Annotated in this window: 37 protein-coding genes; 33 read left to right on the top strand and 4 right to left on the bottom strand. The window is 67.1% G+C overall.

Features of this window, described 5'->3' with window-relative positions:
• Positions 1-940 precede the first annotated feature (940 nt).
• The 6 genes from ACXIZN_RS30010 to ACXIZN_RS29985 all read left to right on the top strand — a co-directional run bounded on the left by ACXIZN_RS30010 (position 941) and on the right by ACXIZN_RS29985 (position 6,368).
• On the top strand, positions 941-2,785 hold the full coding sequence (locus ACXIZN_RS30010; RefSeq protein WP_457958368.1) for a hypothetical protein: 1,845 nt from the start codon (positions 941-943) through the stop codon (positions 2,783-2,785).
• 80 nt (positions 2,786-2,865) lie between these two features.
• The gene (locus ACXIZN_RS30005; protein ID WP_457958366.1) at positions 2,866-4,626 is read left to right on the top strand and encodes a hypothetical protein; all 1,761 of its coding nucleotides are present in this window, start codon (positions 2,866-2,868) and stop codon (positions 4,624-4,626) included.
• Positions 4,627-4,658: 32 nt separating this feature from the next.
• A complete protein-coding gene (locus tag ACXIZN_RS30000; RefSeq protein WP_457958365.1) occupies positions 4,659-4,892 on the top strand; it encodes a hypothetical protein in 234 nt (77 codons plus the stop codon).
• Positions 4,893-4,918: 26 nt separating this feature from the next.
• A complete protein-coding gene (locus tag ACXIZN_RS29995; RefSeq protein WP_396556856.1) occupies positions 4,919-5,152 on the top strand; it encodes a hypothetical protein in 234 nt (77 codons plus the stop codon).
• Between the two features lie 55 nt (positions 5,153-5,207).
• Positions 5,208-5,693: a hypothetical protein gene (locus tag ACXIZN_RS29990; RefSeq protein WP_457958363.1), complete on the top strand. Its 486-nt coding sequence runs from the start codon at positions 5,208-5,210 to the stop codon at positions 5,691-5,693.
• A 174-nt stretch (positions 5,694-5,867) separates the two neighbouring features.
• Positions 5,868-6,368 (top strand): GNAT family N-acetyltransferase, encoded by a 501-nt coding sequence (locus ACXIZN_RS29985; RefSeq protein ID WP_457958361.1) that lies wholly within the window; start codon positions 5,868-5,870, stop codon positions 6,366-6,368.
• Positions 6,369-6,372: 4 nt separating this feature from the next.
• Here the strand turns inward: ACXIZN_RS29985 and ACXIZN_RS29980 are convergent, their stop codons facing one another.
• The 4 genes from ACXIZN_RS29980 to ACXIZN_RS29965 are packed head-to-tail and all read right to left on the bottom strand — an operon-like array spanning position 6,373 to position 9,915.
• Positions 6,373-7,821, bottom strand: coding sequence for a hypothetical protein (locus ACXIZN_RS29980; RefSeq protein ID WP_457958359.1), 1,449 nt, complete (start codon positions 7,819-7,821; stop codon positions 6,373-6,375).
• 9 nt (positions 7,822-7,830) lie between these two features.
• Positions 7,831-8,994 (bottom strand): hypothetical protein, encoded by a 1,164-nt coding sequence (locus ACXIZN_RS29975; RefSeq protein WP_457958358.1) that lies wholly within the window; start codon positions 8,992-8,994, stop codon positions 7,831-7,833.
• A gap of 13 nt (positions 8,995-9,007) precedes the next feature.
• On the bottom strand, positions 9,008-9,340 hold the full coding sequence (locus tag ACXIZN_RS29970; RefSeq protein WP_126733344.1) for a hypothetical protein: 333 nt from the start codon (positions 9,338-9,340) through the stop codon (positions 9,008-9,010).
• Positions 9,337-9,915: a YbaB/EbfC family nucleoid-associated protein gene (locus ACXIZN_RS29965; RefSeq protein ID WP_457958356.1), complete on the bottom strand. Its 579-nt coding sequence runs from the start codon at positions 9,913-9,915 to the stop codon at positions 9,337-9,339. Before ACXIZN_RS29965 ends, ACXIZN_RS29970 begins: the two co-directional genes overlap by 4 nt.
• 172 nt (positions 9,916-10,087) lie before the next feature.
• Between ACXIZN_RS29965 and ACXIZN_RS29960 the strand changes: the two genes are divergently transcribed.
• The 27 genes from ACXIZN_RS29960 (at position 10,088) to ACXIZN_RS29830 (ending at position 26,019) form a co-directional block, all read left to right on the top strand.
• Positions 10,088-10,234 carry a hypothetical protein gene (locus ACXIZN_RS29960; protein WP_126733346.1) on the top strand — a complete coding sequence of 49 codons (147 nt, stop codon included), beginning with the start codon at positions 10,088-10,090 and terminating at the stop codon, positions 10,232-10,234.
• Positions 10,235-10,643: 409 nt separating this feature from the next.
• The gene (gene rpsL / locus ACXIZN_RS29955; RefSeq protein WP_003102113.1) at positions 10,644-11,018 is read left to right on the top strand and encodes a 30S ribosomal protein S12; all 375 of its coding nucleotides are present in this window, start codon (positions 10,644-10,646) and stop codon (positions 11,016-11,018) included.
• The gene (gene rpsG / locus ACXIZN_RS29950; protein ID WP_007031033.1) at positions 11,018-11,488 is read left to right on the top strand and encodes a 30S ribosomal protein S7; all 471 of its coding nucleotides are present in this window, start codon (positions 11,018-11,020) and stop codon (positions 11,486-11,488) included. The genes rpsL and rpsG overlap by 1 nt, the downstream gene beginning before the upstream one ends.
• A gap of 63 nt (positions 11,489-11,551) precedes the next feature.
• Positions 11,552-13,651: an elongation factor G gene (fusA, locus tag ACXIZN_RS29945; protein ID WP_125679956.1), complete on the top strand. Its 2,100-nt coding sequence runs from the start codon at positions 11,552-11,554 to the stop codon at positions 13,649-13,651.
• Between the two features lie 124 nt (positions 13,652-13,775).
• Positions 13,776-14,969: an elongation factor Tu gene (tuf, locus tag ACXIZN_RS29940; RefSeq protein ID WP_016331088.1), complete on the top strand. Its 1,194-nt coding sequence runs from the start codon at positions 13,776-13,778 to the stop codon at positions 14,967-14,969.
• A 409-nt stretch (positions 14,970-15,378) separates the two neighbouring features.
• The gene (gene rpsJ, locus ACXIZN_RS29935) at positions 15,379-15,684 is read left to right on the top strand and encodes a 30S ribosomal protein S10 (protein ID WP_003102098.1); all 306 of its coding nucleotides are present in this window, start codon (positions 15,379-15,381) and stop codon (positions 15,682-15,684) included.
• 34 nt (positions 15,685-15,718) lie between these two features.
• The gene (gene rplC / locus ACXIZN_RS29930; RefSeq protein ID WP_007031036.1) at positions 15,719-16,369 is read left to right on the top strand and encodes a 50S ribosomal protein L3; all 651 of its coding nucleotides are present in this window, start codon (positions 15,719-15,721) and stop codon (positions 16,367-16,369) included.
• 2 nt (positions 16,370-16,371) lie between these two features.
• Entirely contained in the window at positions 16,372-17,058 is a 687-nt protein-coding gene (gene rplD, locus ACXIZN_RS29925; RefSeq protein WP_034304244.1) for a 50S ribosomal protein L4, read from the top strand.
• Positions 17,055-17,366: a 50S ribosomal protein L23 gene (gene rplW, locus ACXIZN_RS29920; protein ID WP_126733348.1), complete on the top strand. Its 312-nt coding sequence runs from the start codon at positions 17,055-17,057 to the stop codon at positions 17,364-17,366. Before rplD ends, rplW begins: the two co-directional genes overlap by 4 nt.
• A gap of 16 nt (positions 17,367-17,382) precedes the next feature.
• Positions 17,383-18,216, top strand: coding sequence for a 50S ribosomal protein L2 (gene rplB / locus ACXIZN_RS29915; protein ID WP_005166779.1), 834 nt, complete (start codon positions 17,383-17,385; stop codon positions 18,214-18,216).
• A gap of 18 nt (positions 18,217-18,234) precedes the next feature.
• Entirely contained in the window at positions 18,235-18,516 is a 282-nt protein-coding gene (rpsS, locus tag ACXIZN_RS29910; RefSeq protein ID WP_003102083.1) for a 30S ribosomal protein S19, read from the top strand.
• Positions 18,517-18,545: 29 nt separating this feature from the next.
• A complete protein-coding gene (rplV, locus tag ACXIZN_RS29905) occupies positions 18,546-18,962 on the top strand; it encodes a 50S ribosomal protein L22 (RefSeq protein WP_007031038.1) in 417 nt (138 codons plus the stop codon).
• The gene (rpsC, locus tag ACXIZN_RS29900; RefSeq protein WP_126733349.1) at positions 18,962-19,822 is read left to right on the top strand and encodes a 30S ribosomal protein S3; all 861 of its coding nucleotides are present in this window, start codon (positions 18,962-18,964) and stop codon (positions 19,820-19,822) included. The genes rplV and rpsC overlap by 1 nt, the downstream gene beginning before the upstream one ends.
• 3 nt (positions 19,823-19,825) lie before the next feature.
• Positions 19,826-20,245 (top strand): 50S ribosomal protein L16, encoded by a 420-nt coding sequence (gene rplP / locus ACXIZN_RS29895; RefSeq protein ID WP_005166782.1) that lies wholly within the window; start codon positions 19,826-19,828, stop codon positions 20,243-20,245.
• On the top strand, positions 20,245-20,493 hold the full coding sequence (gene rpmC / locus ACXIZN_RS29890) for a 50S ribosomal protein L29 (RefSeq protein WP_007031040.1): 249 nt from the start codon (positions 20,245-20,247) through the stop codon (positions 20,491-20,493). The genes rplP and rpmC overlap by 1 nt, the downstream gene beginning before the upstream one ends.
• Positions 20,490-20,771 carry a 30S ribosomal protein S17 gene (gene rpsQ / locus ACXIZN_RS29885; RefSeq protein ID WP_007031041.1) on the top strand — a complete coding sequence of 94 codons (282 nt, stop codon included), beginning with the start codon at positions 20,490-20,492 and terminating at the stop codon, positions 20,769-20,771. Before rpmC ends, rpsQ begins: the two co-directional genes overlap by 4 nt.
• A gap of 77 nt (positions 20,772-20,848) precedes the next feature.
• The gene (rplN, locus tag ACXIZN_RS29880) at positions 20,849-21,217 is read left to right on the top strand and encodes a 50S ribosomal protein L14 (RefSeq protein ID WP_005166785.1); all 369 of its coding nucleotides are present in this window, start codon (positions 20,849-20,851) and stop codon (positions 21,215-21,217) included.
• A gap of 3 nt (positions 21,218-21,220) precedes the next feature.
• Positions 21,221-21,535 (top strand): 50S ribosomal protein L24, encoded by a 315-nt coding sequence (gene rplX / locus ACXIZN_RS29875; protein ID WP_005166786.1) that lies wholly within the window; start codon positions 21,221-21,223, stop codon positions 21,533-21,535.
• Positions 21,536-21,537: 2 nt separating this feature from the next.
• The gene (gene rplE, locus ACXIZN_RS29870) at positions 21,538-22,101 is read left to right on the top strand and encodes a 50S ribosomal protein L5 (RefSeq protein WP_093938476.1); all 564 of its coding nucleotides are present in this window, start codon (positions 21,538-21,540) and stop codon (positions 22,099-22,101) included.
• Between the two features lie 4 nt (positions 22,102-22,105).
• Positions 22,106-22,291 carry a type Z 30S ribosomal protein S14 gene (locus ACXIZN_RS29865; protein ID WP_005166789.1) on the top strand — a complete coding sequence of 62 codons (186 nt, stop codon included), beginning with the start codon at positions 22,106-22,108 and terminating at the stop codon, positions 22,289-22,291.
• Positions 22,292-22,371: 80 nt separating this feature from the next.
• Positions 22,372-22,770 carry a 30S ribosomal protein S8 gene (rpsH, locus tag ACXIZN_RS29860; RefSeq protein ID WP_007031043.1) on the top strand — a complete coding sequence of 133 codons (399 nt, stop codon included), beginning with the start codon at positions 22,372-22,374 and terminating at the stop codon, positions 22,768-22,770.
• Between the two features lie 16 nt (positions 22,771-22,786).
• Positions 22,787-23,326, top strand: coding sequence for a 50S ribosomal protein L6 (rplF, locus tag ACXIZN_RS29855; RefSeq protein WP_005166793.1), 540 nt, complete (start codon positions 22,787-22,789; stop codon positions 23,324-23,326).
• A gap of 2 nt (positions 23,327-23,328) precedes the next feature.
• On the top strand, positions 23,329-23,727 hold the full coding sequence (gene rplR / locus ACXIZN_RS29850) for a 50S ribosomal protein L18 (RefSeq protein WP_007031045.1): 399 nt from the start codon (positions 23,329-23,331) through the stop codon (positions 23,725-23,727).
• Between the two features lie 34 nt (positions 23,728-23,761).
• Complete coding sequence (gene rpsE / locus ACXIZN_RS29845) at positions 23,762-24,406, top strand: 30S ribosomal protein S5 (RefSeq protein WP_007031046.1); 645 nt, start codon at positions 23,762-23,764, stop codon at positions 24,404-24,406.
• Positions 24,407-24,408: 2 nt separating this feature from the next.
• Positions 24,409-24,594: a 50S ribosomal protein L30 gene (gene rpmD, locus ACXIZN_RS29840; protein WP_007031047.1), complete on the top strand. Its 186-nt coding sequence runs from the start codon at positions 24,409-24,411 to the stop codon at positions 24,592-24,594.
• Positions 24,591-25,037 (top strand): 50S ribosomal protein L15, encoded by a 447-nt coding sequence (gene rplO / locus ACXIZN_RS29835; protein ID WP_034304258.1) that lies wholly within the window; start codon positions 24,591-24,593, stop codon positions 25,035-25,037. Before rpmD ends, rplO begins: the two co-directional genes overlap by 4 nt.
• 376 nt (positions 25,038-25,413) lie before the next feature.
• Complete coding sequence (locus ACXIZN_RS29830) at positions 25,414-26,019, top strand: hypothetical protein (protein ID WP_457958349.1); 606 nt, start codon at positions 25,414-25,416, stop codon at positions 26,017-26,019.
• The last annotated feature ends 32 nt before the right edge of the window (positions 26,020-26,051 follow it).

Genomic DNA, 26,051 nt, shown 5'->3' with positions numbered 1-26,051 from the left:
GCGAGCATGCACTTGAACAGCTGCCGGTTCGCCCGGGCCTCGCCGATGATCCTCGGGCCGTCGGTGTGCGTGACGAAGCATTACCCAATGCCCGCGTTGTTCGGAACCGGTCCGGCGGGATGACGGCTCGCCTGGCCGATACGGGCGCTGCGGCCGGGGCGACAGCGCCACGATCGTCGAGCCCACCGTGCTCCTGAGGCTGTGGCCGGACTTCTCCGCGATGTACCCGTCACGTTCGGAGAGAACTCCACCTTCATCTTCTCGTCCGCGTGGTCCTTGGCCCGCCGGATGAAGTGGTCGACGGCAGGCTGCGGCCGGCAGCAGTCGAACAACTTGAGCGTGTAGCTCGCCGCTGGGCCGGCCAAGTGCGGCGACGCCGGGCGCTCATCTGTATCACCGGCCCGGGTGGGCAGCAGAGTTCCCGGGAAAGTGTAACGAAACCATAACGGCCACGGCCCTGTCGAATGCGGGTTACTGGTCCGTTGTGACCTGCCGTAGCGCCGCCAAGTGGCCTAATTCCCAATGCTCGGAAAATCGCCACCCGTTCGGCTCAATGGCTCATCCGCATCGTGGGAAATTCACTCCGCCGTGGCATGTCTCATTCTTTGACCACGAGATTGACAACTCCGGCGGGTTCACACGAGTATTTCGCCCATGCAATCCCCAGTCGCCTTGGTGTGGCGCCGGCACGTTGACTTGCGGCAGCAAGCCAGCGCGCTGTGTATGGATTCCTGACCCTTTCCGGGCTTATTCGATCAGCGTACTCGCAACGGCTGCGACGTTTCCTCGTGCGCTGACGCTTTCCGCTGTGCCGCAACGGTTCTCCGCTGGAACCGGCGGTTGATTGCTTTCCCTTTGATTCGTGCCGGTGACGCCTGCGCGGAAAGGGGAGAGGTGTGCCAATTGTCTGGCGCTTCGGTAGCGAAAACAGGGAGAAAGAATGCTATCCAACTCGCCCAAGTGGCGAAAAGTGGTGATCGGCGCCTTGGCGGCGGCGCTCGCCGTGGGCACGGTGACCTACACCGGCTCCGCGACGAGCGCCTACGCCGACGTCCAGGTCGTCAAGGACGCGAAGAAGGCGGCGGACGGCAAGGAGTACTGGGTCCAGAACCACCTGGTGTCCAAGGACGTCGCGGCGTCCCGGAGCGCGGACGGCAAGCGCAAGAAGTGGCTGCTGGTCTGGGCCGGTGACGAGAACATCGCCGACACCCTGGTCAAGGACGTCAAGAATCTGCCGGGTTCGCTCGGCGGCGGCCTGAACAAGATCAAGAACGCGTTGCCCGGTCCGGACTTCCTCGCCGTGATCGACGCGACGCAGGGTTCGCCGACGTACGGCAAGGTCGTCAACACCGCCACCGTCGGGCCGCTCGTCGAGAACGAGCCGCACCACATGCAATACGTGTGGCACAAGGGCGACACGATCTACGCCGGCGCGCTGTTCGCCGCCGCGACGTACGCCTTCGACGTCTCCGCGTTGCCGCAACTGAAGCTCAAGGGCGTCAGCCTCCCGACGCAGACCCTCGGCGGCTCCGTGCCGGACGCGTACTGGGTGCTCAAGGACGGCACCGCCTACGGCACCTACATGGGCGGCCCGGTCGTGCCCGGCCCGCACACCTACGCCAACGGTTCCACCGTGGTGGGCAACGGTTTCGCCGGCAGCCCCGGCGAGGTCGTCCGCTTCGACCAGAACGCGCAGGTGCTTTCGGAATCGCCGGCGGCAACGCCACAGGGCGACAACAAGAAGCTGTGCGACAACCTCCCGCAGCTGGACAAGCCGACCTGCGCCAACCCGCACGGCATCCAGGCCCGCGAGGACCTCAACACGCTGGTCACCAGTGACTACGCCGAGCCGCGCAACATCATCCTCGACCCGGTGAAGCAGCCGTCGCCGTATCTGCGGCGGCCGACCGTCCGCACGTGGGACATCTCCGACCGCAACAAGCCGAAGCTCAAGGCGGTGTCGTACCTGCCCGACGGTCCTCGCGCCGATCCCGCGGACCCGCTGCACGCGGAAAGCCGCGCGGTCATGGAGACCACGGTGACCAACCTGCCCGGCCACAAGGGCGCGTTCGCCCAGACCATGCAGGGCGGCGCGGTGTTCTACACGCCGGACATCACGGCCAAGGAACCGCACTGGATCCAGGTATTCGACGACGGCGCCGCCAACAAGGCGATCCACCCGAACAACGACTCCAACGGCGGTGGCTCCAACGGCGGCTGGATCCAGACCAGCCCCGACGACAAGTACCTCTACCGCGCGATCACCGGACGCTCCAAGGGCGCACTCGGCCCGGACGACCCCGGCACGACCGGCGGCGTGTACGTCCTCGACATCCAGAAGCTGGTCGCCGCCGGCGACAAGGTCGAGAACATCAAGGGCCGGATCGACACGAAGGAGAAGTCCCAACAGGGCGGTGGCGGCGACCTGCCGACCGTCGTCGGCGCGGCGCCGATCAACCCGGGTACGCCCGGCGGTGGCCCGCACTGGGGCGCGTACGACAACTTCGTGCTCGGTGACGACGGGTACTACCACGAAACCGACAAGCCGCAGCACCTCGCGGTGTCGAACTACTTCGTCGCACGGTCCGGTTTGGACGGTGACCACAAGGTCAACCTGCTGAACCTCGGCGAGGACGGGAAGGTCGCGGTCGACCAGAACTTCCGGGACGAGTTCACCGGACAGGTCGGGATCAACTTCAACCGGAAGACCTGGCCGCACGGGTCCTTCGGCAACGCCAAGCCGCACTCCGAACTGTTCGTCGTGGCGGACGCGGATCTCAAGTAACCCTGCTCGGCGCGGAAGGTCGTGGGTGGCGGGCGCACTCCGCCGTCCACGGCTCCGCCGATCTGTTCGGAGAAGGTCCCATGGATCACCACGTCATACCGGCGAGCTCGGGTTCGGCCGGCGTCGACATCGCCCTCGTCCTGCTCCGGCTCGGACTTCTGCTGGCGACCGCTTTCCTCGCGGGCACAGGCATCCTGCGTCCGCTGGTGGGTGAACTGCCCCGACGGCTGCACCTCACGATCGCCGCCCTCGGCGCGGTTTCCGCCGCGCTGGCCGCGGTTTCCGCATTCGCGACCGACGTCAACGTCATCGCGTTGATCGTGCATCTCGTGCTCGCGCTGGCCATCCCCGTTCTGATCCGCTGGCCGTCGGTGGGCCGCTGGGCCGCACTGGCGCTCGCCGCACTGGTCGTGCTCGAAACCTCGCTCGGGCGGACGGGGGTCGAATTCGCCATCGACACCGTCTACGTCGCGGCCGCGGCCTTGTGGTTCGGCGTCACCGTTCTCTCCGTCTGGGTGCCCGCGGAGCAGTGGCGCCAGACGAACTTCCGACTCGGCCCGCTTTCCCTGACGCTGGGCGGGCTTCTCGCCGTCGCGGGCGCGGTCCAGTTGTTCTCCTCCGGGCTGGGTTTCGACCGCAGGATCTACGGCACACTCTTCGGTGTCACCTTGCTGGCGATCGCCTTGCTGCCGGTCTTCGCCACGGTGGTCGCCGGATTTTTCTTCTCGGGTAAGGAATCCACCCGCGCCTATCGGTTCGGCGCGGCCGCTGTGGCCATCGGTTTCATCGCTTGGAGCGCTCTCGCGGCCATTCCCAAACCGCCCGCGCTCCCGGCTCCCGGTGTCGCGCTGCTCGCCGAAGCTGCCCTGGGTGAACAGCGATTCCCCGTTCTGGTGAGCCCGCAGCGGCCCGGCAAGAACCTTGTCCATTTCCCCGCGAGCGCGGGAGGGGACCTGTCCGCCGGAATCGAAGGCGGCCTGATCGGCAAGGCCATCGTGCGGCCTGGCGCCGAAGGCACCTGGGCCGAGGTCGACCTGCCGAAGGGGCGTAGCGACCTGGTCATCAGCCGCGGTGAGGAGAAGACGTCGATCGAGGTCGACGCCGGGGAGGCGCCCGGCCCCGCGATCGAGGACGCGGACGCGCCCGAGTGTGCTTCGGCGGCGCTGGGTGGCCTGATCGCGGACCGTCGCGAAGTCCTCACCTCATGCCCGGCGGACGCGCTTTCGAGTGAGGACAGCGGTTCTCTCGTCAAGCTCGTCGAATTCCTCGCCGGGCGCAAACCTTCCGCGCTCACCCTTGTCGAGGACAACTCGCCGCGCAGTGCGGCCGCCGCGAAGCTGGTCCGCGAGACCGCCGCGCGTTCCGGTCTTCCGGTGCAGGCCGAGGCGGGCCCGAACACCGCGCTGGTCGTCGTGTCCGGCTGGGTGGGTGGCTACACGGCGATGACCCGCGCGGCCGAGTCCCAGCGGCTCAAGCCGACCCATCAATACGGCCTGTACCTGGCGCCGTGGCTGCTGAACGGACCGATCGTCAACTCCGTCGCGAGCTCCTCAGTGCCGCTGAGGTTCGACCCGCGCGAGCAGGTCGCCGTGAGCTTCGCCGTCGCCGCGGGCAACGCCTTCGGTGGCGAAAGCCCCACGCTCGGCGGGTTCCGGAGCTGGCTGGGCGATCAGTGGAGGTCGATCAACGGCGACGTCCAGATCTTCGCGGCGGCGCAGGTCAACGCCATGCCGATGTACCCGGGCGAACCGCACGCCGTCGGGATGATCGCCGACCGGAACTACGCGGGGCAGTGGATCCCCGACGGCACGATCGTGCCGGTCAGCTCGGTACTGCGGTGAAGTTCGATTTCAACGAAAGAATGGGAGAAGAAATGAAACGAATCGCGGCCCGTGTGCTGCTGCCGCTCGCCGTCGCGGGCGCTCTGTCCGGACTCGCCGGAGGGGTCGCCTCGGCCGACCCGCTGCCGGGTCTGCCCACCGGCGCCGGCAATCCCGCGGTCTGGCTCATCCCCGGCCTCGACCTCGGCGGATTGCTCGGCCCGACCGTTCCCGTGCCCACCGACCTCCTCGCCCCGATCTACGGGCTCATCACGCCCATTTCGTAAAACCGTTACCAGCAAAGGAGAATCTCTTGAAGAAGACCTTCGTCCGCGCGGTCACCGGTGCCGCGCTCGCCGGGCTCGTCGTGCTCGGCTCGGCCGCCCCGGCGCTCGCCGCGCAGGACGCGCCGAACGATGTCGTGGTCGTCGACGAACCCGACACGAGCGACCTCCACAACATCTGGACGTTCGCGCCGCTCGGCGTCCCGGTACTGGGACTCGTCCAGTCGCTCAACGGCGTCCCTGGCCGGCTGCTGCCGTCCTGACTTCCGCGGCGGCGCGGCTCCCGGGCCGCGCCGCCGCTTTCGGTGAGGAGGGCCGATGGCCGACAGACAGCTGATCGGGCGGATCGCGATCGCGGGGATCGTGGTGGCCGCGCTCGCGACCTGCGTGGTGCTGCTCAACGGCGGTGAGGAGCCGCCGGCCGAGACCGTGGCCGTGGTCGGTGAACCGGCCGAGGTCGCGCCGTCGCGGGGGCCGGACCGCACGATCACCCGGACGCTCAGCCAGGCGCAGCCGGTGTCGAACGACTGGCGGATCGCGTACGAGCTCGCCGGGACGGGGACCGCGACCGTGGTCTACGACTCGAACGGGCTGGGGCTCGTGCACCAGGAGCTGCAGGTGACGCTGCCGTGGCGCAAGGAGCTCACGTGGAAGAACACCGGCACCCCGCCGACCGTTCAGTTGATGGGGCAGGGCGAGGGCGCCGTCGAATGCCGGGTGGCCGTTGGCGGCGCCGTCGTCACCTCGGAGAAGTCGGCCCCCGGTGAGGTCGCCACCTGCGCCGGCCGCCTCGCCCCCTCCTGACCACCGCGCGGACCTGCGTTTAGCCCCCTAATCGCGATCCGGGGCCCGACGCCCATGTCGCCTTTAGCGGGCTAATCGCGATCCGGGCGCCGGGCGGCGGACCTGCGTTTAGCCCCCTAGTCGCGATCTGGTGGCGGAGCGAAAACCGGTGGCCAAGATGGGCAGAATGTAGCCATGACCTGGAGCTTCGAAGTCACCCCCGTCGATCACCCGGACGCCGCCCAGCTGCTGCGCGAGTACTTGGACGAGATCGCATCGCGCTACTACGAGCGCCAGGTCACCGAAGCGGAGCTCGACGTCCTGCTCGAGGAGCAGCACAGCCGGGACATGGTCCCGCCGACCGGCGCCTTCCTCCTCGCGCGGCGGGACGGGGTGCTGGCCGGCTGTGCCGGGCTCCGGGTCGTCGCTCCCGAAATCACCGAGCTCAAACGCGTCTTCCTGCGGAAGTCCGAACGCGGCAAGGGCGGCGCGCCGCTGCTCGTGGCCGCCGCCGAAGACGTCGCCCGCGGCCTCGGTGCCACGACCATCCGCCTCGACACCCGCGACGACCTCGTCGAGGCGAGGGCCCTGTACGCACGCCTCGGCTACGAGACGGTCGAGCCCTTCAACGACGACCCCTACGCGCACCACTACTTCGCGAAGTCCCTGGCCCCGGCCGTGCCGGATCGCGTTTAGCCCGCTAAACGCGACGCGGGCGCGGGCGGAAGGTGGCCTTGGCGAGCAGGGCACCGGCGAGGACGGGCGCCAGCCCGATCAGCAGCAGGAAGACGCCGGTGTCCTTGCCCTCGACCAGCGGATGCCACCACAGCGGCGTCACGGCGATGTCGACGACGTCACCCCGCTCCGGGAAGTTCCCGAAGGACATCCACCGCAGGTCCTTGACCTCGTGCGTCTCGCCGTCGAGTTCGTAGGTGCCGTCCACCAGGTTGCCGTTGCCGCAGCTGGTGCAGCTCGACGTGCTCGCCTCCGCCCGCTGCGTCGCGGTCACGGTGAGCCGAGCCTCGGGGGCGAGCCCGGTCAGCGCGGTCAGCGAGTTCACCGCGAGCGCCAGCCCCGGCAGCACCAGCGCGAGCGCGACGACCGTGCGCGCCACCAGCGACAGCGTTGACAGCGGCTGACGTCCGGCCGCTTCCCGGCGCCGGTTGAGCGGGCCGCGGAGCCCGGCGAGCGGGCCTTGCCGTCCGCCGAGCCATCCGGCGTCACTGGTGTCGGATCCCGCCGCCACCGAACGGAAGCCGGCGTCGTCCCAGTCCACTGTGGACGCCAGGACGGCCAGGCGGCGGGAGTCGGCGAACATCATCTCTTCGGTCAGCGTCCCGGCCTCGGAGGTCCACAGTGAACCGCCGTGGAAGGCGACCTCGCGGACCCGGAACCACGGATCGCCTTCGAACAGCGCGCGGACACCGGGGGAGAGCAGCGCCTCGGCGAACTCCGGATCGGACGTCGTCACGGTGAACCGCCGGTCGAACTCCGTACCGGTCTCGAACCGCTGCAACAGGGCGTCCGGCTTCGGCGCCCCGATGGTGTTCCGCGTGATGCGCGCGTCCTCTAGCGGCGTGAACCGCTCCGGCTCGAAAGCACCCGTCACGGGGGTGATGACAACCGACGGCACGACAGGCGTCCGCAGCTGGATCAGGGCGTACGTCCCATCAGTCAGGTCGGCTGTCCTGGCGACGCCCGGGAAGTCCCGGGAGGCCTCAGGGCCGCCGCCGAGCCGGTACTCGACGCCGAGCAGGCGGTGCCCGTTGTGGTCGAACTCGACCGCGGACACCACCGACTCGGGTGACGCGTGGGTGACGGCGATCCCCCGCGAGGGGAGTACGCCGAAGCTCGGCTCACCGGACCCGTCGACCCTGCCGGTCCACGTCTTCTGCCGATACCCCCGCCAGGCCGCCAGAGCCGCGATGAACAGCGGGAACGCGAACCACAGCCAGCCGGGCACCGCGCTGCCGGACCCCGCCGAGAGCCAGTACAGCGACGTCTCGGAGACGAGGATCCCGCAGAGCGCGTAGCTGACGGCGGCCGCGGTGGGCCGCCGTCCGTCGAATCGCCCGCCGAGCAGCAACAGCGCCAGGGCGAGGGTGTACCCGCCGGCGATGAGCCACGGCCCGGCCAGCTGATCGTCCATCGGGCGACCCTACTGGTCCATGTCGAGGTTCTCGCGGGTCTCCTCTTCGCTGTGGCGGCCGCCGGTGCGCCCGTACTCCTGCCCGGCGGTGACGTTCTTGGTGTTGTCGATGACCTTGTTCGCGACGTCGAACGCCGCCTTGCCCTGATACGCCGAACCCTTCGCCAGGTCGGCGGGGTTGACCCCGACCACCTGCTTGATCGCCTGGTTCGGCACACCCTTGAGGACGTCCTTCGCGGCGTCGCCGAAGGTGCCCAGCTGGGATCCGGTGCCCTTCGCGAACGCGCCGACGATCGCCTTCTCCTGGCCGGGGGTCATCCCGACCTTGCCGGCCTTCGTCAGCTTCGAACCCTGTTTGATCAGGTCGTCGGTCCACTTGGCCATGAAGCCCATGAACTTGTCGAGCAGCTTGCCGAGCCGCCCGAGGTGCTTGGTGATCTTGCTCATCGCGCTCGCGGCCTTGGCGATCGTCGCGGTCATCGCGGCGGCGACCGACGAGCCGAGGCTCACGACGGAAGCGGCCAGCGCGGGCAGCCAGATGTAGATGGCCCAGGTGACCAGCTCGGAGATGATCGATTTGACGACCTCTTCGATGACGGTCATCACCATCGACCACATCTGCAGCGTCTCGGCCACCGTCCCGGCGCTGTTGCCGATGCCCTTGATGCCGACGGCGAAGTCGCCGAGCGCGTTCCTGGCGGCGTCGCCCGCGTCGCCGACCCAGTCCTTCAAGGACTCGTCGCCGGTCTTGACGAAGTCGTCGGCCAGCGTCACGAAACCCTTGGCGATGTTGCCGAAGTTACCGGCCGCGGTCTTGAGCGCCGGGCCGTCACCCGTGACGAAGTGCAGCGCGTCCTGCAGCGGCTGGATCAGCTCGATGAGGATGTTGAGGCCGTTGCTGACCAGCCAGCCGACCGGGTCGAGTACGAAGCTCGCCACGTCCGCCCCCGCGCCCGCGATGAATCCGGCGCCGTCCTGCACCAGCTGCCCGCCGGCGGCCACCACGTCACCGGGGCCCTGCGCGGTACTGAACTTCTCGTAGGCGTTGGCGACGGTGGTGACGCCCTTGCCCGCGATCGGCACCTTCTTGGCCGCGTCCAGCGCGTTCTTGCCGAAGCTGTCGTCACCCGTGATCTTGACGCCGGCGGCGATGCTCGCCTTCTCGTCGGTCATGCCGTCCCCCAGCTCACTTCGGTCCGTCGATCTTGGCTTCGTACTTCCCCAGTGTGATCGTCGCGTCGTTTTCGAAGCCGTTGTAGATCGACGCCGCCTGGGTCATCTTCCCGGAGAACGAGTCGACCCCGGTCTTCAGGAGTTCGAGCAGTTCACGCAGGTCGGCGAGTTTGCCGGTGTAGGTCTGCTTCACCGCGAGCCCGATCAGGCCCCACGACTTGTCCGTGACGTCGGCCTGGTCGACGAGATCGCCGAACTTGCCCGCCTCGTCCTTGTAATAGCCGAGCTTGTTCGCGTAGTCGGTCAAGGCCTGCGTCTTGACCGCGTGCCCACCCGGTCCGGTCATCGGTGATCCTCCTCGTCGAACAGGTTCTTGAGGAACTGGTCACCGGCCGAGTTCCCGCCGGACGGTGCCGGCCCGGGAGTCGGTTCGTCCGACCGCCGGAGCACCGTCTCCTCGCTGAAGTCGTCTTCGTTCCGAGGGCGGCGCGCGGGGTTCTGTGGTGGCTCCTCCGACATCTGAGACCGCAGATCGTCCGCCGTGGTTCCCAGTGCTTCCGCCTGGGCTTCGAGAACCTGTTCTTCGACGTTCAGGTGGAAGGCCCCGCCGAACTGCGCGTCGACGATCCCCGCCTGCTTCCGCGCCGCGTCGGCCACCGCGGTGTGCAAAGTGGACAGAATCGCGGCGGAGAGCTGTTGTGGTTGCTGCCGGAGGGCTTCCGGGCTGAGACGAATGTCCTTCACGGACCCGCCGGGCCCCGCGACGACGGTGACCGAGCGGTCCGGCGACGTCGCCACCGACTCCAGTTCCGCCAGTTCGCCCTGCATCTCGCCGACCTTCGCGAACTGCGTCTCGGCCTGTTTGATCTTGGATTGGAACTTCTCGAACTCGGCGACCAGCTGTTCGAACTCGGCCGACATGGAGCCTCCCCGTGCAAAAGTGCGTGTGACCGCTTTCACCGCAGCCATCGTGACCTATTCACTCGTTGGACGCGATGGTGTGCTTTCCGGATCCATCCGGCTCACCCGATAGGGGAATAGGTAGCGTGGTCCGCCGAGCAGGGCGGTATCAGTACGAACGAGGGGAGGCGTCGTGGACGCCGAGAAGCAGGAAAGCAGCGAAGAACCCAGGCGGGGGAGTCACGCGGCGCCGGAGGGGGCACCCGTGCATCCGTTGATCGACCTCTCCCGGGATCCGCATCCGGGCCGGGCGGACCACGCCAAGCCCGACGAGGACTGAGTCCCCTGCCGGGAGGGCCGACGCCAAGGCCGGCGGGGGAATGGTCCTCTACCGGGAGGGACGATGCCGAGGCCGACGGGGAATGCAACCGGCCGAAACGCCGTTCCATCAGGGTCGCCGCGGCGTGGCGCCCGGCACGATATAGTTACAGACCCCCCGATTTGGCCGGTCCGGAAGTGGCCGGGTATCTTTGGAGACCGTGCCCGGCAGGCGTCGGGCCGTCCCGTGTGCCGTGCGGCATGGACGGGGTGCTCAGGCATCCGGTCCGAAGGCTTCGCCCACGCGGGATCCGACGGAAAATCCCTACGGGAAGTTACCGGTCGCAAGACCGTGACGCGGGCCGACACGCCCGACCGCGGGGGCCGGAGACAACACGTAGTAGCAAGATCGCGAACAGAAAGCTGGTCCATTGCCCACGATCCAGCAGCTGGTCCGTAAGGGCCGCCAGGACAAGGCTGCCAAGCAGAAGACCGCGGCCCTCAAGGGGAGCCCGCAGCGGCGTGGCGTGTGCACTCGCGTGTACACCACAACCCCCAAGAAGCCGAACTCGGCGCTTCGCAAGGTCGCTCGTGTGAAGCTGACCAGCGGCATCGAGGTCACCGCCTACATTCCCGGTGAAGGCCACAACCTGCAGGAGCACTCGATGGTGCTCGTGCGCGGTGGTCGTGTGAAGGACCTGCCGGGTGTCCGTTACAAGATCATCCGCGGTTCGCTCGACACCCAGGGTGTCAAGAACCGTAAGCAGGCGCGCAGCCGGTATGGCGCGAAGAAGGAGAAGAGCTAATGCCCCGCAAGGGTCCGGCCCCGAAGCGGCCGCTGATCTCTGACCCCGTCTACGCATCCCCGCTGGTCACCCAGCTGGTGAACAAGGTGCTGAAGGACGGCAAGCGGTCCCTGGCCGAGCGCATCGTCTACGGCGCCCTCGAAGGCGCTCGCGAGAAGACCGGCACCGACCCGGTCGTCACGCTGAAGCGCGCCCTTGACAACGTGAAGCCCACCATCGAGGTGAAGAGCCGCCGCGTCGGTGGTGCCACCTACCAGGTGCCGATCGAGGTCAAGCCGGGACGTTCCACCACGCTCGCGCTTCGCTGGCTGGTCTCCTTCTCGCAGGCTCGTCGCGAGAAGACCATGATCGAGCGTCTGCAGAACGAGCTCCTCGACGCGAGCAACGGCCTCGGCGCCAGCGTGAAGCGGCGTGAGGACACGCACAAGATGGCCGAGTCCAACAAGGCCTTCGCGCACTACCGCTGGTGATGACCGCCCGGCTGCCGATCCAAGCCTTGCCGGGCCCCAATTTTGAGACAGGGGAACACTCTCGTGGCACGTGAAGTGCTGACCGACCTGAACAAGGTCCGCAACATCGGCATCATGGCCCACATCGACGCCGGTAAGACCACCACCACCGAGCGGATCCTGTTCTACACCGGGGTCAACTACAAGATCGGTGAAGTCCACGATGGCGCCGCCACCATGGACTGGATGGAGGAGGAGCAGAAGCGGGGTATCACCATCACCTCGGCTGCCACCACCACTTTCTGGGCCGATCACCAGATCAACATCATCGACACGCCGGGCCACGTCGACTTCACCGTCGAGGTGGAGCGCTCGCTCCGCGTGCTCGACGGTGCCGTCGCCGTCTTCGACGGCAAGGAAGGTGTCGAGCCGCAGTCCGAGCAGGTCTGGCGTCAGGCGGACAAGTACGAGGTTCCTCGTATCTGCTTCGTCAACAAGATGGACAAGCTCGGCGCGGACTTCTACTTCACCGTCCGCACCATCGAGGAGCGCCTCGGCGCCCGCCCGCTGGTCATCCAGCTGCCGATCGGCGCCGAGAACGAGTTCGAAGGCGTCGTCGACCTGGTCCGCATGAAGGCGCTGACCTGGCGCGGCGAGGTCCAGAAGGGCGAGGACTACGCCGTCGAGGAGATCCCGGCCGAGCTCGCCGACAAGGCGGCCGAGTACCGGGAGAAGCTGGTCGAGGCCATCGCCGAGACCGACGACTCCCTGATGGAGAAGTTCCTCGAGGGCGAGGAGCTGTCCGAGGCCGAGATCAAGGCCGGCATCCGGAAGCTCACCGTGAACCGCGAGGCGTACCCGGTGCTCACCGGTTCCGCGTTCAAGAACAAGGGCGTGCAGCCCATGCTCGACGCGGTCATCGACTACCTTCCGTCGCCGCTGGACGTCCCCGCCGTCGAGGGCACGCTGCCCGACGGCGAGACCGTCGTGTCGCGCAAGCCGTCGACCGAGGAGCCCTTCTCCGCTCTGGCGTTCAAGATCGCCGCGCACCCGTTCTTCGGCAAGCTGACCTACATCCGGGTGTACTCGGGCAAGGTCGCCTCCGGCGCGCAGCTGATCAACGCCACCAAGGAGCGCAAGGAGCGCATCGGGAAGCTCTTCCAGATGCACTCCAACAAGGAGAACCCGGTGGACGAGGCCCAGGCGGGCCACATCTACGCGGTCATCGGCCTGAAGGACACCACCACCGGTGACACCCTCGCCGACCCGCAGAACCCGGTCGTCCTCGAGTCGATGACGTTCCCGGCGCCGGTCATCCGCGTCGCGATCGAGCCGAAGACCAAGGCCGACCAGGAGAAGCTGTCCCTGGCGATCCAGAAGCTGGCCGAAGAGGACCCGACGTTCCAGGTCAACCTGGACGAGGACACCGGCCAGACGATCATCGCCGGTATGGGCGAGCTGCACCTCGAGGTGCTGGTCAACCGCATGAAGTCCGACTACAAGGTCGAGGCGAACATCGGTAAGCCGCAGGTCGCCTACCGCGAGACGGTGCGCAAGACGGTCGAGAAGCTCGACTACGTGCACAAGAAGCAGACCGGTGGTTCCGGTCAGTTCGCGAAGGTCATCGTCAAGCTCGAGCCGCTCGAGTCCACCGACGGTGCCCTCTACGAGTTCGACAACAAGGTCACCGGTGGCCGCGTGCCGCGGGAGTACATCCCGTCGGTCGACGCGGGCGCACAGGACGCCATGCAGTACGGCGTGCTGGCCGGCTACCCGCTCGTCGGGTTGAAGTTCACCTTGTTGGACGGCGCGTACCACGAGGTCGACTCTTCCGAAATGGCCTTCAAGATCGCCGGCTCCATGGCGATGAAGGAAGCCGCGAAGAAGGCCGGTCCGGTCATCCTCGAGCCGCTGATGGCCGTCGAGGTCACCACGCCCGAGGACTACATGGGCGATGTGATCGGTGACCTCAACTCCCGCCGTGGCCAGATCCAGGCCATGGAGGAGCGCGCCGGTACCCGTGTCGTCAAGGCACTGGTCCCGCTGTCGGAGATGTTCGGTTACGTCGGTGACCTGCGTTCGCGTACGCAGGGACGTGCCAACTACTCCATGGTGTTCGACTCCTACGCCGAGGTTCCCGCGAACGTCGCGAAGGAAATCATCGCGAAGGCGACGGGGGAGTAGTTCCCGTCCGCTCGCGGGCATAAGGAACACTCCTGAACGTCCGCAGCATCCGTCAAGAAACGAATCCCCGTCCGACAGCCACGTTGGCCGGTGAGTAAGCAAAACAGTCCAGGAGGACATTCCAGTGGCGAAGGCGAAATTCGAGCGGACCAAGCCGCACGTCAACATCGGGACCATCGGTCACGTCGACCACGGTAAGACCACTCTGACCGCGGCGATCACCAAGGTTCTGCACGACAAGTACCCCGAGCTGAACACCGCTTCGGCGTTCGACCAGATCGACAACGCGCCGGAAGAGAAGCAGCGCGGTATCACGATCAACATCTCGCACGTCGAGTACCAGACCGAGAAGCGTCACTACGCCCACGTGGACGCCCCCGGTCACGCGGACTACATCAAGAACATGATCACCGGTGCGGCGCAGATGGACGGCGCGATCCTCGTGGTCGCGGCGACCGACGGCCCGATGCCGCAGACCCGTGAGCACGTGCTGCTCGCGAAGCAGGTCGGCGTGCCCTACATCGTGGTCGCGCTGAACAAGGCCGACATGGTCGACGACGAGGAGATCCTGGAGCTCGTCGAGCTCGAGGTCCGCGAGCTGCTGTCCTCCCAGGACTTCCCTGGTGACGACGCTCCGGTCATCAAGGTCTCCGGCCTGAAGGCCCTCGAAGGCGACGCCAAGTGGGGCGAGAGCGTTCTCGAGCTGATGGAAGCCGTCGACGAGAACGTGCCGGACCCGGTGCGCGAGCTCGACAAGCCGTTCCTCATGCCGATCGAGGACGTCTTCACCATCACGGGCCGTGGCACGGTCGTGACCGGTCGCATCGAGCGCGGCCGCGTCAACGTGAACGAAGAGGTCGAGATCGTCGGCATCAAGGAGAAGTCGACCAAGACCACCGTCACCGGTGTCGAGATGTTCCGCAAGCTGCTGGACACCGGCGAGGCCGGCGACAACGTCGGTCTGCTGGTCCGCGGTATCAAGCGCGAGGACGTCGAGCGCGGCCAGGTCGTCGTGAAGCCGGGCACCACCACCCCGCACACGGAGTTCGAGGGCTCGGTCTACATCCTGTCGAAGGACGAGGGTGGCCGTCACACCCCGTTCTTCAACAACTACCGCCCGCAGTTCTACTTCCGTACCACGGACGTGACCGGCGTCGTCACCCTCAAGGAGGGTGTCGAGATGGTCATGCCGGGCGACAACACGGACATCAGCGTCGTGCTGATCCAGCCGGTCGCCATGGACGAGGGTCTGCGTTTCGCCATCCGTGAGGGTGGACGGACCGTCGGCGCCGGCCAGGTCACCAAGATCATCAAGTGATTTAGGCGCCCCGCCCGGGGGCAATACACCCCCGGGTTAGGGGCGTCAAATCACGTGTGCGACACTATTCAGGTTGCTCGTCCTGGGGCGGCCGAACTCGTACTTCTTCGGAAGACAGGTTCCGGCCGCCCTGGTATGAGCGGCCACGGTCCGCGGAGCACTTCCTTCGGGTGAGGCTAGCGGGCAAGGGCGTTTGAGACGGCGATCAAGCTTTTCCGCCGGCTCGATGCCTCCTCACGTTGAGGAAGACCAGGCAAGACGAAGATCCCGCGGGATCCGTCTGTGCGTCGGGCACGACACGCCCGACCGCGTGGACCGGGGACAGGGCCGTTGAACTGGGAAAACCTCAGTCAGACTGAGGTTTGAAAAGACAAAAGCGGCACGAGACGACAAGGAACGAGCAGCCACCATGGCGGGACAGAAGATCCGCATCCGGCTCAAGGCCTACGACCACGAGGCGATCGACACCTCGGCGCGCAAGATCGTCGAGACGGTCACGCGCACCGGCGCCCGTGTTGTCGGGCCGGTGCCGCTGCCCACCGAGAAGAACGTTTACTGCGTCATCCGCTCGCCGCACAAGTACAAGGATTCGCGCGAGCACTTCGAGATGCGCACGCACAAGCGTCTGATCGACATCCTCGACCCGACGCCGAAGACGGTCGACGCGCTCATGCGCATCGACCTGCCGGCGAGCGTCGACGTCAACATCCAGTAGCAGCGGCTGGCGAGCGGCGGAGAGTAAGAGACTCATGTCTGACAGGCAAGTGAAGGGCATCCTGGGCACCAAGCTCGGCATGACCCAGGTCTTCGACGAGAACAACCGGGTCGTCCCGGTGACCGTCGTCCAGGCCGGGCCGAACGTGGTCACCCAGGTTCGGACCCAGGAGAACGACGGCTACAAGGCCGTGCAGCTGGCTTTCGGCGCGGTCGACCCGCGCCGGGTGAACAAGCCGCGCACCGGCCACTTCGACAAGGCGAGCGTGACCCCGCGCCGTTACCTTGCCGAGCTGCGTACCACCGACGCCGAGACCTACGAGGTCGGCCAGGAGATCACCGCCGAGGTGTTCGAGGCCGGTATCGAGGTCGACGTGACCGGTACCAGCAAGGGCAAGGGCTACGCCGGTGTCATGAAGCGTCACGGCTTCAAGGGCCAGGGCGCGAGCCACGGTGCCCAGGCCGTGCACCGCAAGCCCGGCTCGATCGGTGGCTGCGCCACCCCGGGCCGCGTCTTCAAGGGCCTGCGCATGGCGGGCCGGATGGGCAACGACCGGGTCACCACGCAGAACCTGACCGTGCACGCGGTGCGTGCCGAGGACGGCCTGCTGCTGATCAAGGGCGCCGTGCCCGGTCCCAAGGGCGGCCTGCTGTTCGTTCGCAGCGCCGCGAAGGGTGGTAACTGAACATGACCAGCGTCGAGCTGAAGACCCCGGCCGGTAAAGCCGACGGCACGGTCGAGCTCCCCTCGGAGATCTTCGACGTGCAGGCCAACGTGCCCCTCATGCACCAGGTCGTGGTCGGCCAGCTGGCCGCCGCGCGCCAGGGCACGCATGACACCAAGACCCGCGGTGAAGTCCGCGGTGGTGGCAAGAAGCCGTACCGCCAGAAGGGCACCGGCCGCGCCCGCCAGGGTTCGACCCGTGCGCCGCAGTTCACCGGTGGTGGCGTCGTCCACGGCCCCACGCCGCGTGACTACACCCAGCGCACCCCGAAGAAGATGAAGGCCGCCGCCCTGCGTGGCGCCCTCTCCGACCGGGCCCGCGCCGGACAGCTGCACGTCGTCACCGAACTGGTGACCGGCGAGAAGCCGTCCACCAAGTCCGCCAAGGCCGCCATCGCCGCGGTGACCCAGGCCAAGCGCGTTCTCGTGGTGCTGCACCGCGACGACGAGCTGAGCTGGAACTCGCTGCGGAACCTGGCCGAGGTCCACATCATCACGCCCGACCAGCTCAACACCTACGACGTGTTGGTCAACGACGACGTGGTGTTCACCAAGGCCGCTTACGACGTGTTCGTCGCCGGCCCCGTCCGGGGCAAGGGCGCGAAGGCTTCGGCTCGGTCGAGCGAGGTTGAAGGGAGTGACGAGCAGTGAGTGCGATCGCCATCCCCGATCCCCGCGACATCTTGCTCGCGCCGGTGATCTCCGAGAAGTCCTACGGGCTGCTCGAAGAGCACAAGTACACGTTCATCGTCCGCCCGGACGCCAACAAGACCCAGATCAAGATCGCGGTCGAGAAGGTGTTCGGCGTCAAGGTGGTCAGCGTCAACACGGCCAACCGCCAGGGCAAGCGTAAGCGGACTCGCGCCGGCTTCGGCAAGCGCAAGGACACCAAGCGCGCCATCGTGACTCTTTCGGCTGAGAGCAAGCCGATCGAGATCTTCGGCGGACCCACCGCGTAAAGGACTGAGCTGACACATGGGCATCCGCAAGTACAAGCCGACGACCCCGGGTCGTCGCGGTTCCAGCGTCTCCGACTTCGCCGAGATCACTCGGTCCACCCCGGAGAAGTCGCTGCTGCGTCCGCTGAGCAAGTCCGGCGGCCGTAACTCCAGCGGCAAGATCACCACCCGCCACAAGGGTGGTGGCCACAAGCGTGCGTACCGGCTGATCGACTTCCGCCGGAACGACAAGGACGGCGTTCCCGCCAAGGTCGCGCACATCGAGTACGACCCCAACCGGTCCGCTCGTATCGCGCTCCTGCACTACGCCGACGGCGAGAAGCGCTACATCATCGCCCCGGAGAAGCTCAAGCAGGGTGACACGGTCGAGAACGGCCCCCGCGCCGACATCAAGCCGGGTAACAACCTGCCGCTGCGCAACATCCCGGTCGGCACCGTGATCCACGCGATCGAGCTCCGCCCCGGTGGCGGCGCGAAGATGGCGCGGTCCGCCGGTGCCAAGGTGCAGCTGGTGGCGAAGGACGGGCCGTACGCCCAGCTTCGTCTCCCGTCGGGCGAGATCCGCAACGTCGACGTGCGCAACCGCGCCACCATCGGCGAGGTCGGCAACTCCGAGCACTCCAACATCAACTGGGGCAAGGCGGGCCGTAACCGCTGGCGCGGCAAGCGCCCCACCGTCCGTGGTGTCGTCATGAACCCGGTCGACCACCCGCACGGTGGTGGTGAGGGTAAGACCTCCGGTGGTCGCCACCCGGTGAACCCGAACGGAAAGCCCGAAGGCCGCACCCGCCGCCGCAAGGCCTCCGACGCCATGATCGTCCGCCGCCGGCGTACCGGCAAGAAGCGCTGAGCAGGGAGGTAGAAGAACATGCCACGCAGCCTTAAGAAGGGCCCCTTCGTGGACGACCACCTGCTCAAGAAGGTGGACGCGCTCAACGAGTCGGGCAAGAAGACCGTGATCAAGACGTGGTCGCGTCGTTCCACGATCATCCCGGATTTCCTGGGTCACACGATCGCGGTGCACGACGGCCGCAAGCACGTCCCGGTGTTCGTCACCGAGGCGATGGTGGGTCACAAGTTGGGCGAGTTCGCCCCGACTAGGACCTTCAAGGGCCACATCAAGGACGACCGCAAGTCGCGCCGCCGCTGAGCGGGCACGAGAGAACAAGGAAGCTAGCGATGAACGCCCAGAACGACGTGGCCGAGGCTCTGCCGACGGCTTACGCGCGGGCTCGCTTCGTCCGGGACTCGCCTACCAAGGTGCGCCGGGTGATCGAGCTGATCAAGGGACGTAGCGCCGCCGACGCCTTGGCCGTGCTCCAGTTCGCCCCGCAGGCGGCAAGCGAGCCGGTCGCGAAGGTGCTCGCCAGCGCCATGGCCAACGCCGAGAACAACCTCGATCTCGACCCGGACACCCTCTGGGTCAAGAACGCCTACGCCGACGAGGGCCCGACCCTCAAGCGCATCCGTCCGCGGGCCCAGGGCCGCGCGTACCGGATCCGCAAGCGGACCAGCCACATCACCGTCGAGGTGGAGTCGCGTCCGAAGGCCGAGGCCAAGAAGGCACAGGGCAAGAAGAAGGCAGGTGGCCGGTAGTGGGCCAGAAGATCAACCCGCACGGCTTCCGCCTGGGTATCACCACGGACTGGAAGTCGCGTTGGTACGCCGACAAGCAGTACGCGGAGTACGTGGCCGAGGACGTCAAGATCCGGAAGCTGCTGTCCACGGGCATGGAGCGCGCCGGGATCTCCAAGGTCGAGATCGAGCGCACCCGTGACCGGGTCCGCGTCGACATCCACACCGCCCGGCCGGGCATCGTCATCGGCCGTCGCGGCGCGGAGGCCGACCGCATCCGCGGCGCGCTGGAGAAGCTGACCGCCAAGCAGGTCCAGCTGAACATCCTCGAGGTCAAGAACCCCGAGGCCGACGCCCAGCTCGTCGCTCAGGGTGTCGCGGAGCAGCTGAGCAACCGTGTGGCGTTCCGCCGCGCGATGCGCAAGGCGATCCAGACCTCCATGCGTTCGCCGCAGGTCAAGGGCATCCGCGTGCAGTGCGGCGGTCGTCTCGGCGGTGCCGAGATGTCCCGCTCCGAGCACTACCGCGATGGTCGCGTCCCGCTGCACACGCTGCGCGCCGACATCGACTACGGCTTCTTCGAGGCCAAGACGACGTTCGGTCGCATCGGCGTGAAGGTGTGGATCTACAAGGGCGAGCTCGTGGGCGGCCTCAAGGCCAAGGAGGCGCGTGACGCCGCCGCGGCCGCCGAGCGCGCCCCGCGCCGTGACCGTGGTGACCGTCCGTCCCGCCCGCGCCGTTCCGGCGCGTCGGGCACGACGCCGACCTCGACCGAAGCCGGTCGGGCCGCTGCCGCCGCCAAGAGCGACGACACCGCCCCCAAGGGTGGCGCTGCCACCGAAGCCCCGGCTGCTGAGACTGCAGAAAAGACGGAGGGCTGACACGTGCTCATCCCGCGCAGGGTCAAGCACCGGAAGCAGCACTCCCCGAAGCGCCACGGTGCCGCCAAGGGCGGTACGAAGGTGAACTTCGGCGAGTACGGCATCCAGGCGCTTGAGCACAGCTACGTGACCAACCGGCAGATCGAGTCCGCTCGTATCGCCATGACGCGTCACATCAAGCGTGGTGGCAAGGTGTGGACGACCATCTACCCGGACCGCCCGCTGACCAAGAAGCCGGCGGAAACCCGCATGGGTTCCGGTAAGGGTTCGCCCGAGTGGTGGATCGCCAACGTGAAGCCGGGCCGCGTGATGTTCGAGATCTCGTTCCCGAACGAGGAGACCGCCCGTGAGGCGCTCCGTCGCGCGATCCACAAGCTGCCCATGAAGTGCCGCATCGTGACCCGTGAAGGTGGTGAGTTCTGATGGCGAAGGCAGGTGCCGCCCAGGCATCGGAGCTGCGTGAGCTCACCGCGGAAGAGCTCGTTCTGCGTCTGAAGGAATACAAGGAGGAGCTCTTCAACCTCCGCTTCCAGATGGCGACCGGACAGCTCGACAACAACCGCCGTCTGCGCACCGTCCGTACGGACATCGCGCGGATCTACACGGTCATGCGCGAGCGTGAACTCGGCCTGTCCGTTTCCCCTGACGCCGAGAGTGAAGGTGCCGCATGAGCGAGCAGCCCAACGCTGAGGCGGCCCCCCGCAACGACCGCAAGGTCCGTGAGGGTTACGTCGTCTCGGACAAGATGAACAAGACGATCGTGGTCGAGCTCGAAGACCGCAAGAAGCACCGTCGCTACGCCAAGGTTCTCCGCAGCACCAGCAAGGTCAAGGTGCACGACGAGAACAACGAGGCGGGCGTCGGCGACCGGGTCACCCTGATGGAGACCCGCCCGCTGTCGGCGACCAAGCGCTGGCGTCTGGTGCAGATCGTGGAGAAGGCCAAGTAAGTAGGGCTCTCTGAGTCCCTTAGTTCCGCAAGGCTCGCGTACTGACGCGAGAACCAGCGCGACATACAGGAGTAGACGTGATCCAGCAGGAGTCGCGGCTTCGGGTTGCCGACAACACGGGCGCGAAGGAGATCCTTTGCATCCGCGTTCTCGGTGGCTCGGGGCGGCGCTACGCGGGCATCGGCGACATCATCGTCGCCACCGTGAAGGACGCCATGCCGGCCGCCGGCGTGAAGAAGGGTGACGTCGTCAAGGCCGTCATCGTTCGCACGCGCAAGGAGCGCCGTCGTCCGGACGGTTCTTACATCCGCTTCGACGAGAACGCTGCTGTGCTCATCAAGAACGACAATGAGCCCCGCGGCACCCGCATCTTCGGGCCGGTCGGCCGCGAGCTGCGCGACCGAAAGTTCATGAAGATCATTTCGCTCGCGCCGGAGGTGTTGTAGAGCATGAAGGTGAAGAAGGGCGACACGGTCGTCGTCATCGCCGGCAAGGACAAGGGTGCCAAGGGCAAGGTCATCCAGGCCTACCCCGAGCGCGAGCGCGTGCTGGTCGAGGGCGTGAACCGGATCAAGAAGCACACGCGGATCTCCCAGACCCAGCGCGGCGCGCAGTCCGGCGGCATCGTCACGCAGGAAGCGCCCATCCACGTCTCGAACGTGATGGTCGTCGACTCCGACGGCAAGCCGACCCGGGTGGGCTACCGCATCGGCGAGGACGGCAAGAAGGTCCGGGTCTCGCGCCGGAACGGTAAGGACATCTGATCATGACCACCGCAGAGAACATCGCCCCGCGCCTCAAGGTGCGGTACCGCGAGGAGATCAAGGGACAGCTCCAGCAGGAGTTCTCCTTCGAGAACGTCCACCAGATCCCGGGCGTCGTCAAGGTCGTCGTGAACATGGGTGTCGGTGACGCCGCCCGTGACAGCAAGCTGATCGAAGGCGCCATCCGCGACCTGGCCGCGATCACCGGGCAGAAGCCCGAGGTTCGCAAGGCTCGCAAGTCCATCGCGCAGTTCAAGCTGCGTGAGGGCCAGCCGATCGGCGCGCGCGTCACGCTGCGCGGCGACCGGATGTGGGAGTTCCTCGACCGGCTGCTGACCATCGCGCTGCCGCGTATCCGTGACTTCCGCGGGCTTTCGCCGAAGCAGTTCGACGGCAACGGCAACTACACGTTCGGTCTCAACGAGCAGTCCATGTTCCACGAGATCGACCCGGACGCCATCGACCGCCCGCGCGGTATGGACGTCACTGTCGTCACCACCGCCAACACCGACGACGAGGGCCGCGCGCTGCTTCGCAAGCTCGGCTTCCCGTTCAAGGAGAACTGAGTCGATGGCCAAGAAAGCACTGGTCCACAAGGCCGCGAAGACGCCGAAGTTCAAGGTTCGCGGTTACACGCGTTGCCAGCGGTGCGGTCGCCCGCACTCGGTGTTCCGCAAGTTCGGGCTCTGCCGGATCTGCCTTCGCGAGATGGCACACGCGGGCGAGCTGCCCGGCGTCCGCAAGTCCAGCTGGTAAGAGTCTTTTTTAACTCCCACTTCGCCACAGGCCCTGCAGTGAGTGCAGGGAACCAGGGCGAGAAAGGTTGACAGGTCACCATGACGATGACCGACCCCATCGCAGACTTCTTGACCCGTCTGCGTAACGCGAACTCGGCGTACCACGACGAGGTCGTGCTTCCCCACTCGAAGATCAAGGCGAACATCGCCGAGATCCTCAAGCGCGAGGGTTACATCTCGGGCTACCGCGACGAGCCGGGCGAGAAGCACAAGAACCTCGTCGTGGAGCTGAAGTACGGCCCCAACCGTGAGCGCAGCATCGCCGGCCTCCGCCGCGTGTCCAAGCCCGGCCTGCGGGTCTACGCAAAATCGACCGAACTGCCGTCGGTTCTCGGTGGCCTCGGCGTCGCGATCATCTCGACGTCGTCCGGCCTCCAGACCGACCGTCAGGCCAAGCGAAACAGCGTGGGCGGCGAAGTCCTCGCCTACGTCTGGTAAGGAAGGGGGCAAAGACATGTCACGCATTGGAAAGCTGCCGGTCGCCGTCCCCTCCGGGGTCAAGGTGACCATCGACGGTCAGCAGATCAAGGTCGAGGGGCCCAAGGGCACCCTCGAGCACACCATCGCCGAGCCCATCACCGTCGAGCAGGCCGAAAACGGCACGCTCGAGGTCAAGCGGCCCGACGAGGAGCGCACCAGCCGTGCCCTGCACGGTCTCACCCGGACGCTGGTCAACAACCTCGTCGTCGGTGTGACCGAGGGCTACGAGAAGAAGCTCGAGATCCACGGTGTCGGTTACCGCGTGCAGGCCAAGGGCTCGGACCTCGAGTTCGCCCTCGGCTACAGCCACCCGGTGAAGATCGAGGCCCCGGAAGGCATCACCTTCAAGGTCGAGACCCCCACCCGGTTCTCGGTCTCGGGCATCGACAAGCAGAAGGTCGGCCAGATCGCCGCGGTCATCCGCAAGCTGCGCCGCCCGGACCCGTACAAGGGCAAGGGCCTGCGCTACGAGGGTGAGAAGATCCGCCGCAAGGTCGGAAAGACGGGTAAGTGATCATGAGCGACACGACTACGAAGCGCAAGCCGGTCGGCAAGGACATCTCGACCCGCCGCCGCGTCGCGAAGGCCCGTCGGCACTTCCGCCTTCGCAAGAAGATCAACGGCACGGACCAGCGTCCGCGCCTGGTCGTCAAGCGTTCGTCGCGGCACATCGCCGTGCAGCTGATCGACGACCTCGCCGGCAAGACCCTGGCGTCGGCGTCCACCCTCGAGGCGGACGTCCGCGCGCTGGAAGGCGACAAGAAGGCCAAGGCCGCCAAGGTCGGGGAACTCGTCGCCGCCCGCGCCAAGAACGCCGGTGTCTCGACCGTGGTGTTCGACCGTGGTGGCAACGCCTACCACGGCCGCATCGCGGCGCTCGCCGACGCCGCGCGTGAGGCGGGGTTGGAGTTCTGATGCAGCAGATGCTCGTGAATGGAAGGAAAGCCTGATGCCGGGACGTACACGGCAATTCGGCGGTGGCCAGGGCGGACCCGGCGGACAGGGCGGCAACGACCGCAATGACCGTCGCGACCGCCGTGACCGGCGCGACAGCGGCCGTGGCGGGGCCGGCCAGGAAAAGACCCCGCACCTCGAGAAGGTCGTGACGATCAACCGCGTCGCCAAGGTCGTCAAGGGTGGTCGTCGCTTCAGCTTCACCGCCCTGGTGGTCGTCGGTGACGGCGACGGTCAGGTCGGCGTCGGCTACGGCAAGGCCAAGGAAGTTCCCGCGGCCATCGCCAAGGGCGTCGAGGAAGCGAAGAAGAACTTCTTCCGCGTTCCCCGCGTCGCCGGCACCATCCCCCACCCCATCCAGGGTGAGGAAGCCGCCGGTGTCGTGCTGCTCCGTCCGGCCTCGGCCGGTACCGGTGTCATCGCCGGTGGCCCGGTGCGCGCGGTGCTGGAGTGCGCTGGTGTCCACGACGTGCTGTCGAAGTCGCTCGGCTCCGACAACGCGATCAACATCGTGCACGCGACCGTGGCGGCCCTGAAGGGTCTGCAGCGTCCCGAAGAGGTCGCGGCCCGCCGCGGTCTCCCGCTCGAGGACGTCGCTCCGGCTCGCATGCTGCGTCAGCGCGCGGGTCAGGGGGTCTGATCATGACTCAGCTCAAGGTGACCCAGGTCAAGAGCAAGATCGGCACGAAGCACGCTCACCGCGAGTCGCTGCGCACCCTCGGGCTGCGCAAGATCCGCCAGAGCGTCGTGCGTGATGACACTCCCGAGGTGCGCGGCCTTATCCACACCGTCCGCCACCTGGTGGAGGTCGAGGAGGTCAAGGCATGACTGCCATCAAGATCCACCACCTTCGTCCGGCTCCGGGCGCGAAGCGCGACAAGATCCGCGTCGGCCGTGGTGAGGGCTCGAAGGGCAAGACCGCCGGTCGCGGTACCAAGGGCACCAAGGCCCGGAAGAACGTGCCCGCCGGTTTCGAGGGTGGGCAGATGCCCATCCACATGCGGCTCCCGAAGCTTCGCGGCTTCAAGAACCGCTTCCGTACCGAGTACCAGCCGGTGAACGTGGGCGACATCGCCCGCGTCTTCCCGGAGGGTGGCAAGGTCGGCGCCGAGGAGCTCGTCGCGAACGGTCTGGTCCGCAAGGGCAAGCTCGTGAAGGTGCTCGGCAATGGCGACGTGAACGGCGTCAAGCTGGACGTCACCGCCGACGCTTTCTCCGGCTCCGCCAAGGAGAAGCTCTCCGCTGCCGGTGGCTCCGCCACCACGCTCTGAGCTTTCTTCGCTCGCTCCACCGAAAGGCCCGCCAGGCTCCGCCAGGCGGGCCTTTCGCTTGCGCTCCCGCGCCGACCTGCGTTTAGCGGGCTAATCGCGATCCCGGTGCGGGCAGGCCGTCCGGTCCCCGACCTGCGTTTAGCCCCCTAATCGCGATCTGATGTTGGAAACGCGGGGCGTGGCGGAAGGGGCCCTGAGCTGGAAGGATCGCGAGGTGGCCACACCTCCAGGGCAGGATCCGCAGCCCCCTCAGCAGCCGGACGCCCCGCCGGTGATCGTGTCGATTTCCGGGCCCATGGACCCTGCGGGCGAGCCAGTACGGCCGGGCCGGCCTGAGCCCCGCAGACTCGTCGCGGCAGGATTGGCCGCTTTGGCCATGCTGCTCACCGTCCTGGGCTGCCTTTTCCCGTTCTTCAGCATCGAGCACCGGTTTTCTTTCGATCGCAGCGACGCCGTCGTGGTCGTGTTCGTTCAAAGCGCATGGGACACGAAGGTCCTTCAGCCGAACGACCCCCCTTTCAGCGCACCGTCCACACCTGTCGGCATTCCGGTCCTGGTCGCCGCGGCGATCCTTCTGGCGGCCGTGATCGTCAGTGCCCGTGCCTCCCGCCTGCAGCGCCCGGGCGCTTTGGACCGATGGCTCACCACCATCGCGGCGGTGTTCCTCACCGGAGTCGTCGCGACCGCCGCCACTTTGAGTTTCGGGCCCATAATGGGTGAGTCCATCGAGACGACGACGACACTGGGCGCGGGTATGTGGGCCCTTTTCGCCGCGGTAGTCGCCGCGGCGGGCGCGGCCGTCATGAGCCACCGCGTCCAGGACGACGAAGTCCCGGTGAGCGGCGACCCGAGTCTCGCGGACATGCCCACACCGAAGCACGGCATCTCCGTCGCGGTCCTCCCGCCGGAGCCTCAGCCGGAGAAGCCGGACTACTCCGCTTTCGCGCCTCCGGCGGATCCTGGCGCGAAAGAGCGCGATTAGCCCGCTAAACGCGCTCGCGGCCGCCGATACGG

It is taken from the genome of Amycolatopsis sp. TRM77291, from assembly GCF_054166285.1.
This window is presented reverse-complemented; position numbering and strand designations above follow the sequence as displayed.

Excerpts from the sequence above, each read along its gene's own strand:
- ACXIZN_RS30000 (WP_457958365.1), top strand. The coding sequence starts at position 4,659 with ATGAAACGAATCGCGGCCCGTGTGCTGCTGCCGCTCGCCGTCGCGGGC.
- rpsS (WP_003102083.1), top strand. The coding sequence starts at position 18,235 with ATGCCACGCAGCCTTAAGAAGGGCCCCTTCGTGGACGACCACCTGCTC.
- rplR (WP_007031045.1), top strand. The coding sequence starts at position 23,329 with ATGAGCGACACGACTACGAAGCGCAAGCCGGTCGGCAAGGACATCTCG.
- ACXIZN_RS29975 (WP_457958358.1), bottom strand. The coding sequence starts at position 8,994 with ATGACCGACGAGAAGGCGAGCATCGCCGCCGGCGTCAAGATCACGGGT.
- rplB (WP_005166779.1), top strand. The coding sequence starts at position 17,383 with ATGGGCATCCGCAAGTACAAGCCGACGACCCCGGGTCGTCGCGGTTCC.
- ACXIZN_RS29980 (WP_457958359.1), bottom strand. The coding sequence starts at position 7,821 with ATGGACGATCAGCTGGCCGGGCCGTGGCTCATCGCCGGCGGGTACACC.
- ACXIZN_RS30010 (WP_457958368.1), top strand. The coding sequence starts at position 941 with ATGCTATCCAACTCGCCCAAGTGGCGAAAAGTGGTGATCGGCGCCTTG.
- rplD (WP_034304244.1), top strand. The coding sequence starts at position 16,372 with ATGACCAGCGTCGAGCTGAAGACCCCGGCCGGTAAAGCCGACGGCACG.
- rpsH (WP_007031043.1), top strand. The coding sequence starts at position 22,372 with ATGACGATGACCGACCCCATCGCAGACTTCTTGACCCGTCTGCGTAAC.
- ACXIZN_RS30005 (WP_457958366.1), top strand. The coding sequence starts at position 2,866 with ATGGATCACCACGTCATACCGGCGAGCTCGGGTTCGGCCGGCGTCGAC.
- rplF (WP_005166793.1), top strand. The coding sequence starts at position 22,787 with ATGTCACGCATTGGAAAGCTGCCGGTCGCCGTCCCCTCCGGGGTCAAG.
- rpsG (WP_007031033.1), top strand. The coding sequence starts at position 11,018 with ATGCCCCGCAAGGGTCCGGCCCCGAAGCGGCCGCTGATCTCTGACCCC.
- rplX (WP_005166786.1), top strand. The coding sequence starts at position 21,221 with ATGAAGGTGAAGAAGGGCGACACGGTCGTCGTCATCGCCGGCAAGGAC.
- rpsJ (WP_003102098.1), top strand. The coding sequence starts at position 15,379 with ATGGCGGGACAGAAGATCCGCATCCGGCTCAAGGCCTACGACCACGAG.
- rpsQ (WP_007031041.1), top strand. The coding sequence starts at position 20,490 with ATGAGCGAGCAGCCCAACGCTGAGGCGGCCCCCCGCAACGACCGCAAG.
- rpmD (WP_007031047.1), top strand. The coding sequence starts at position 24,409 with ATGACTCAGCTCAAGGTGACCCAGGTCAAGAGCAAGATCGGCACGAAG.
- rplO (WP_034304258.1), top strand. The coding sequence starts at position 24,591 with ATGACTGCCATCAAGATCCACCACCTTCGTCCGGCTCCGGGCGCGAAG.
- rpsE (WP_007031046.1), top strand. The coding sequence starts at position 23,762 with ATGCCGGGACGTACACGGCAATTCGGCGGTGGCCAGGGCGGACCCGGC.
- ACXIZN_RS29970 (WP_126733344.1), bottom strand. The coding sequence starts at position 9,340 with ATGACCGGACCGGGTGGGCACGCGGTCAAGACGCAGGCCTTGACCGAC.
- ACXIZN_RS29865 (WP_005166789.1), top strand. The coding sequence starts at position 22,106 with ATGGCCAAGAAAGCACTGGTCCACAAGGCCGCGAAGACGCCGAAGTTC.
- rplC (WP_007031036.1), top strand. The coding sequence starts at position 15,719 with ATGTCTGACAGGCAAGTGAAGGGCATCCTGGGCACCAAGCTCGGCATG.
- ACXIZN_RS29965 (WP_457958356.1), bottom strand. The coding sequence starts at position 9,915 with ATGTCGGCCGAGTTCGAACAGCTGGTCGCCGAGTTCGAGAAGTTCCAA.
- ACXIZN_RS29830 (WP_457958349.1), top strand. The coding sequence starts at position 25,414 with ATGCTGCTCACCGTCCTGGGCTGCCTTTTCCCGTTCTTCAGCATCGAG.
- rplE (WP_093938476.1), top strand. The coding sequence starts at position 21,538 with ATGACCACCGCAGAGAACATCGCCCCGCGCCTCAAGGTGCGGTACCGC.
- rpmC (WP_007031040.1), top strand. The coding sequence starts at position 20,245 with ATGGCGAAGGCAGGTGCCGCCCAGGCATCGGAGCTGCGTGAGCTCACC.
- ACXIZN_RS29985 (WP_457958361.1), top strand. The coding sequence starts at position 5,868 with ATGACCTGGAGCTTCGAAGTCACCCCCGTCGATCACCCGGACGCCGCC.
- rplV (WP_007031038.1), top strand. The coding sequence starts at position 18,546 with ATGAACGCCCAGAACGACGTGGCCGAGGCTCTGCCGACGGCTTACGCG.
- ACXIZN_RS29990 (WP_457958363.1), top strand. The coding sequence starts at position 5,208 with ATGGCCGACAGACAGCTGATCGGGCGGATCGCGATCGCGGGGATCGTG.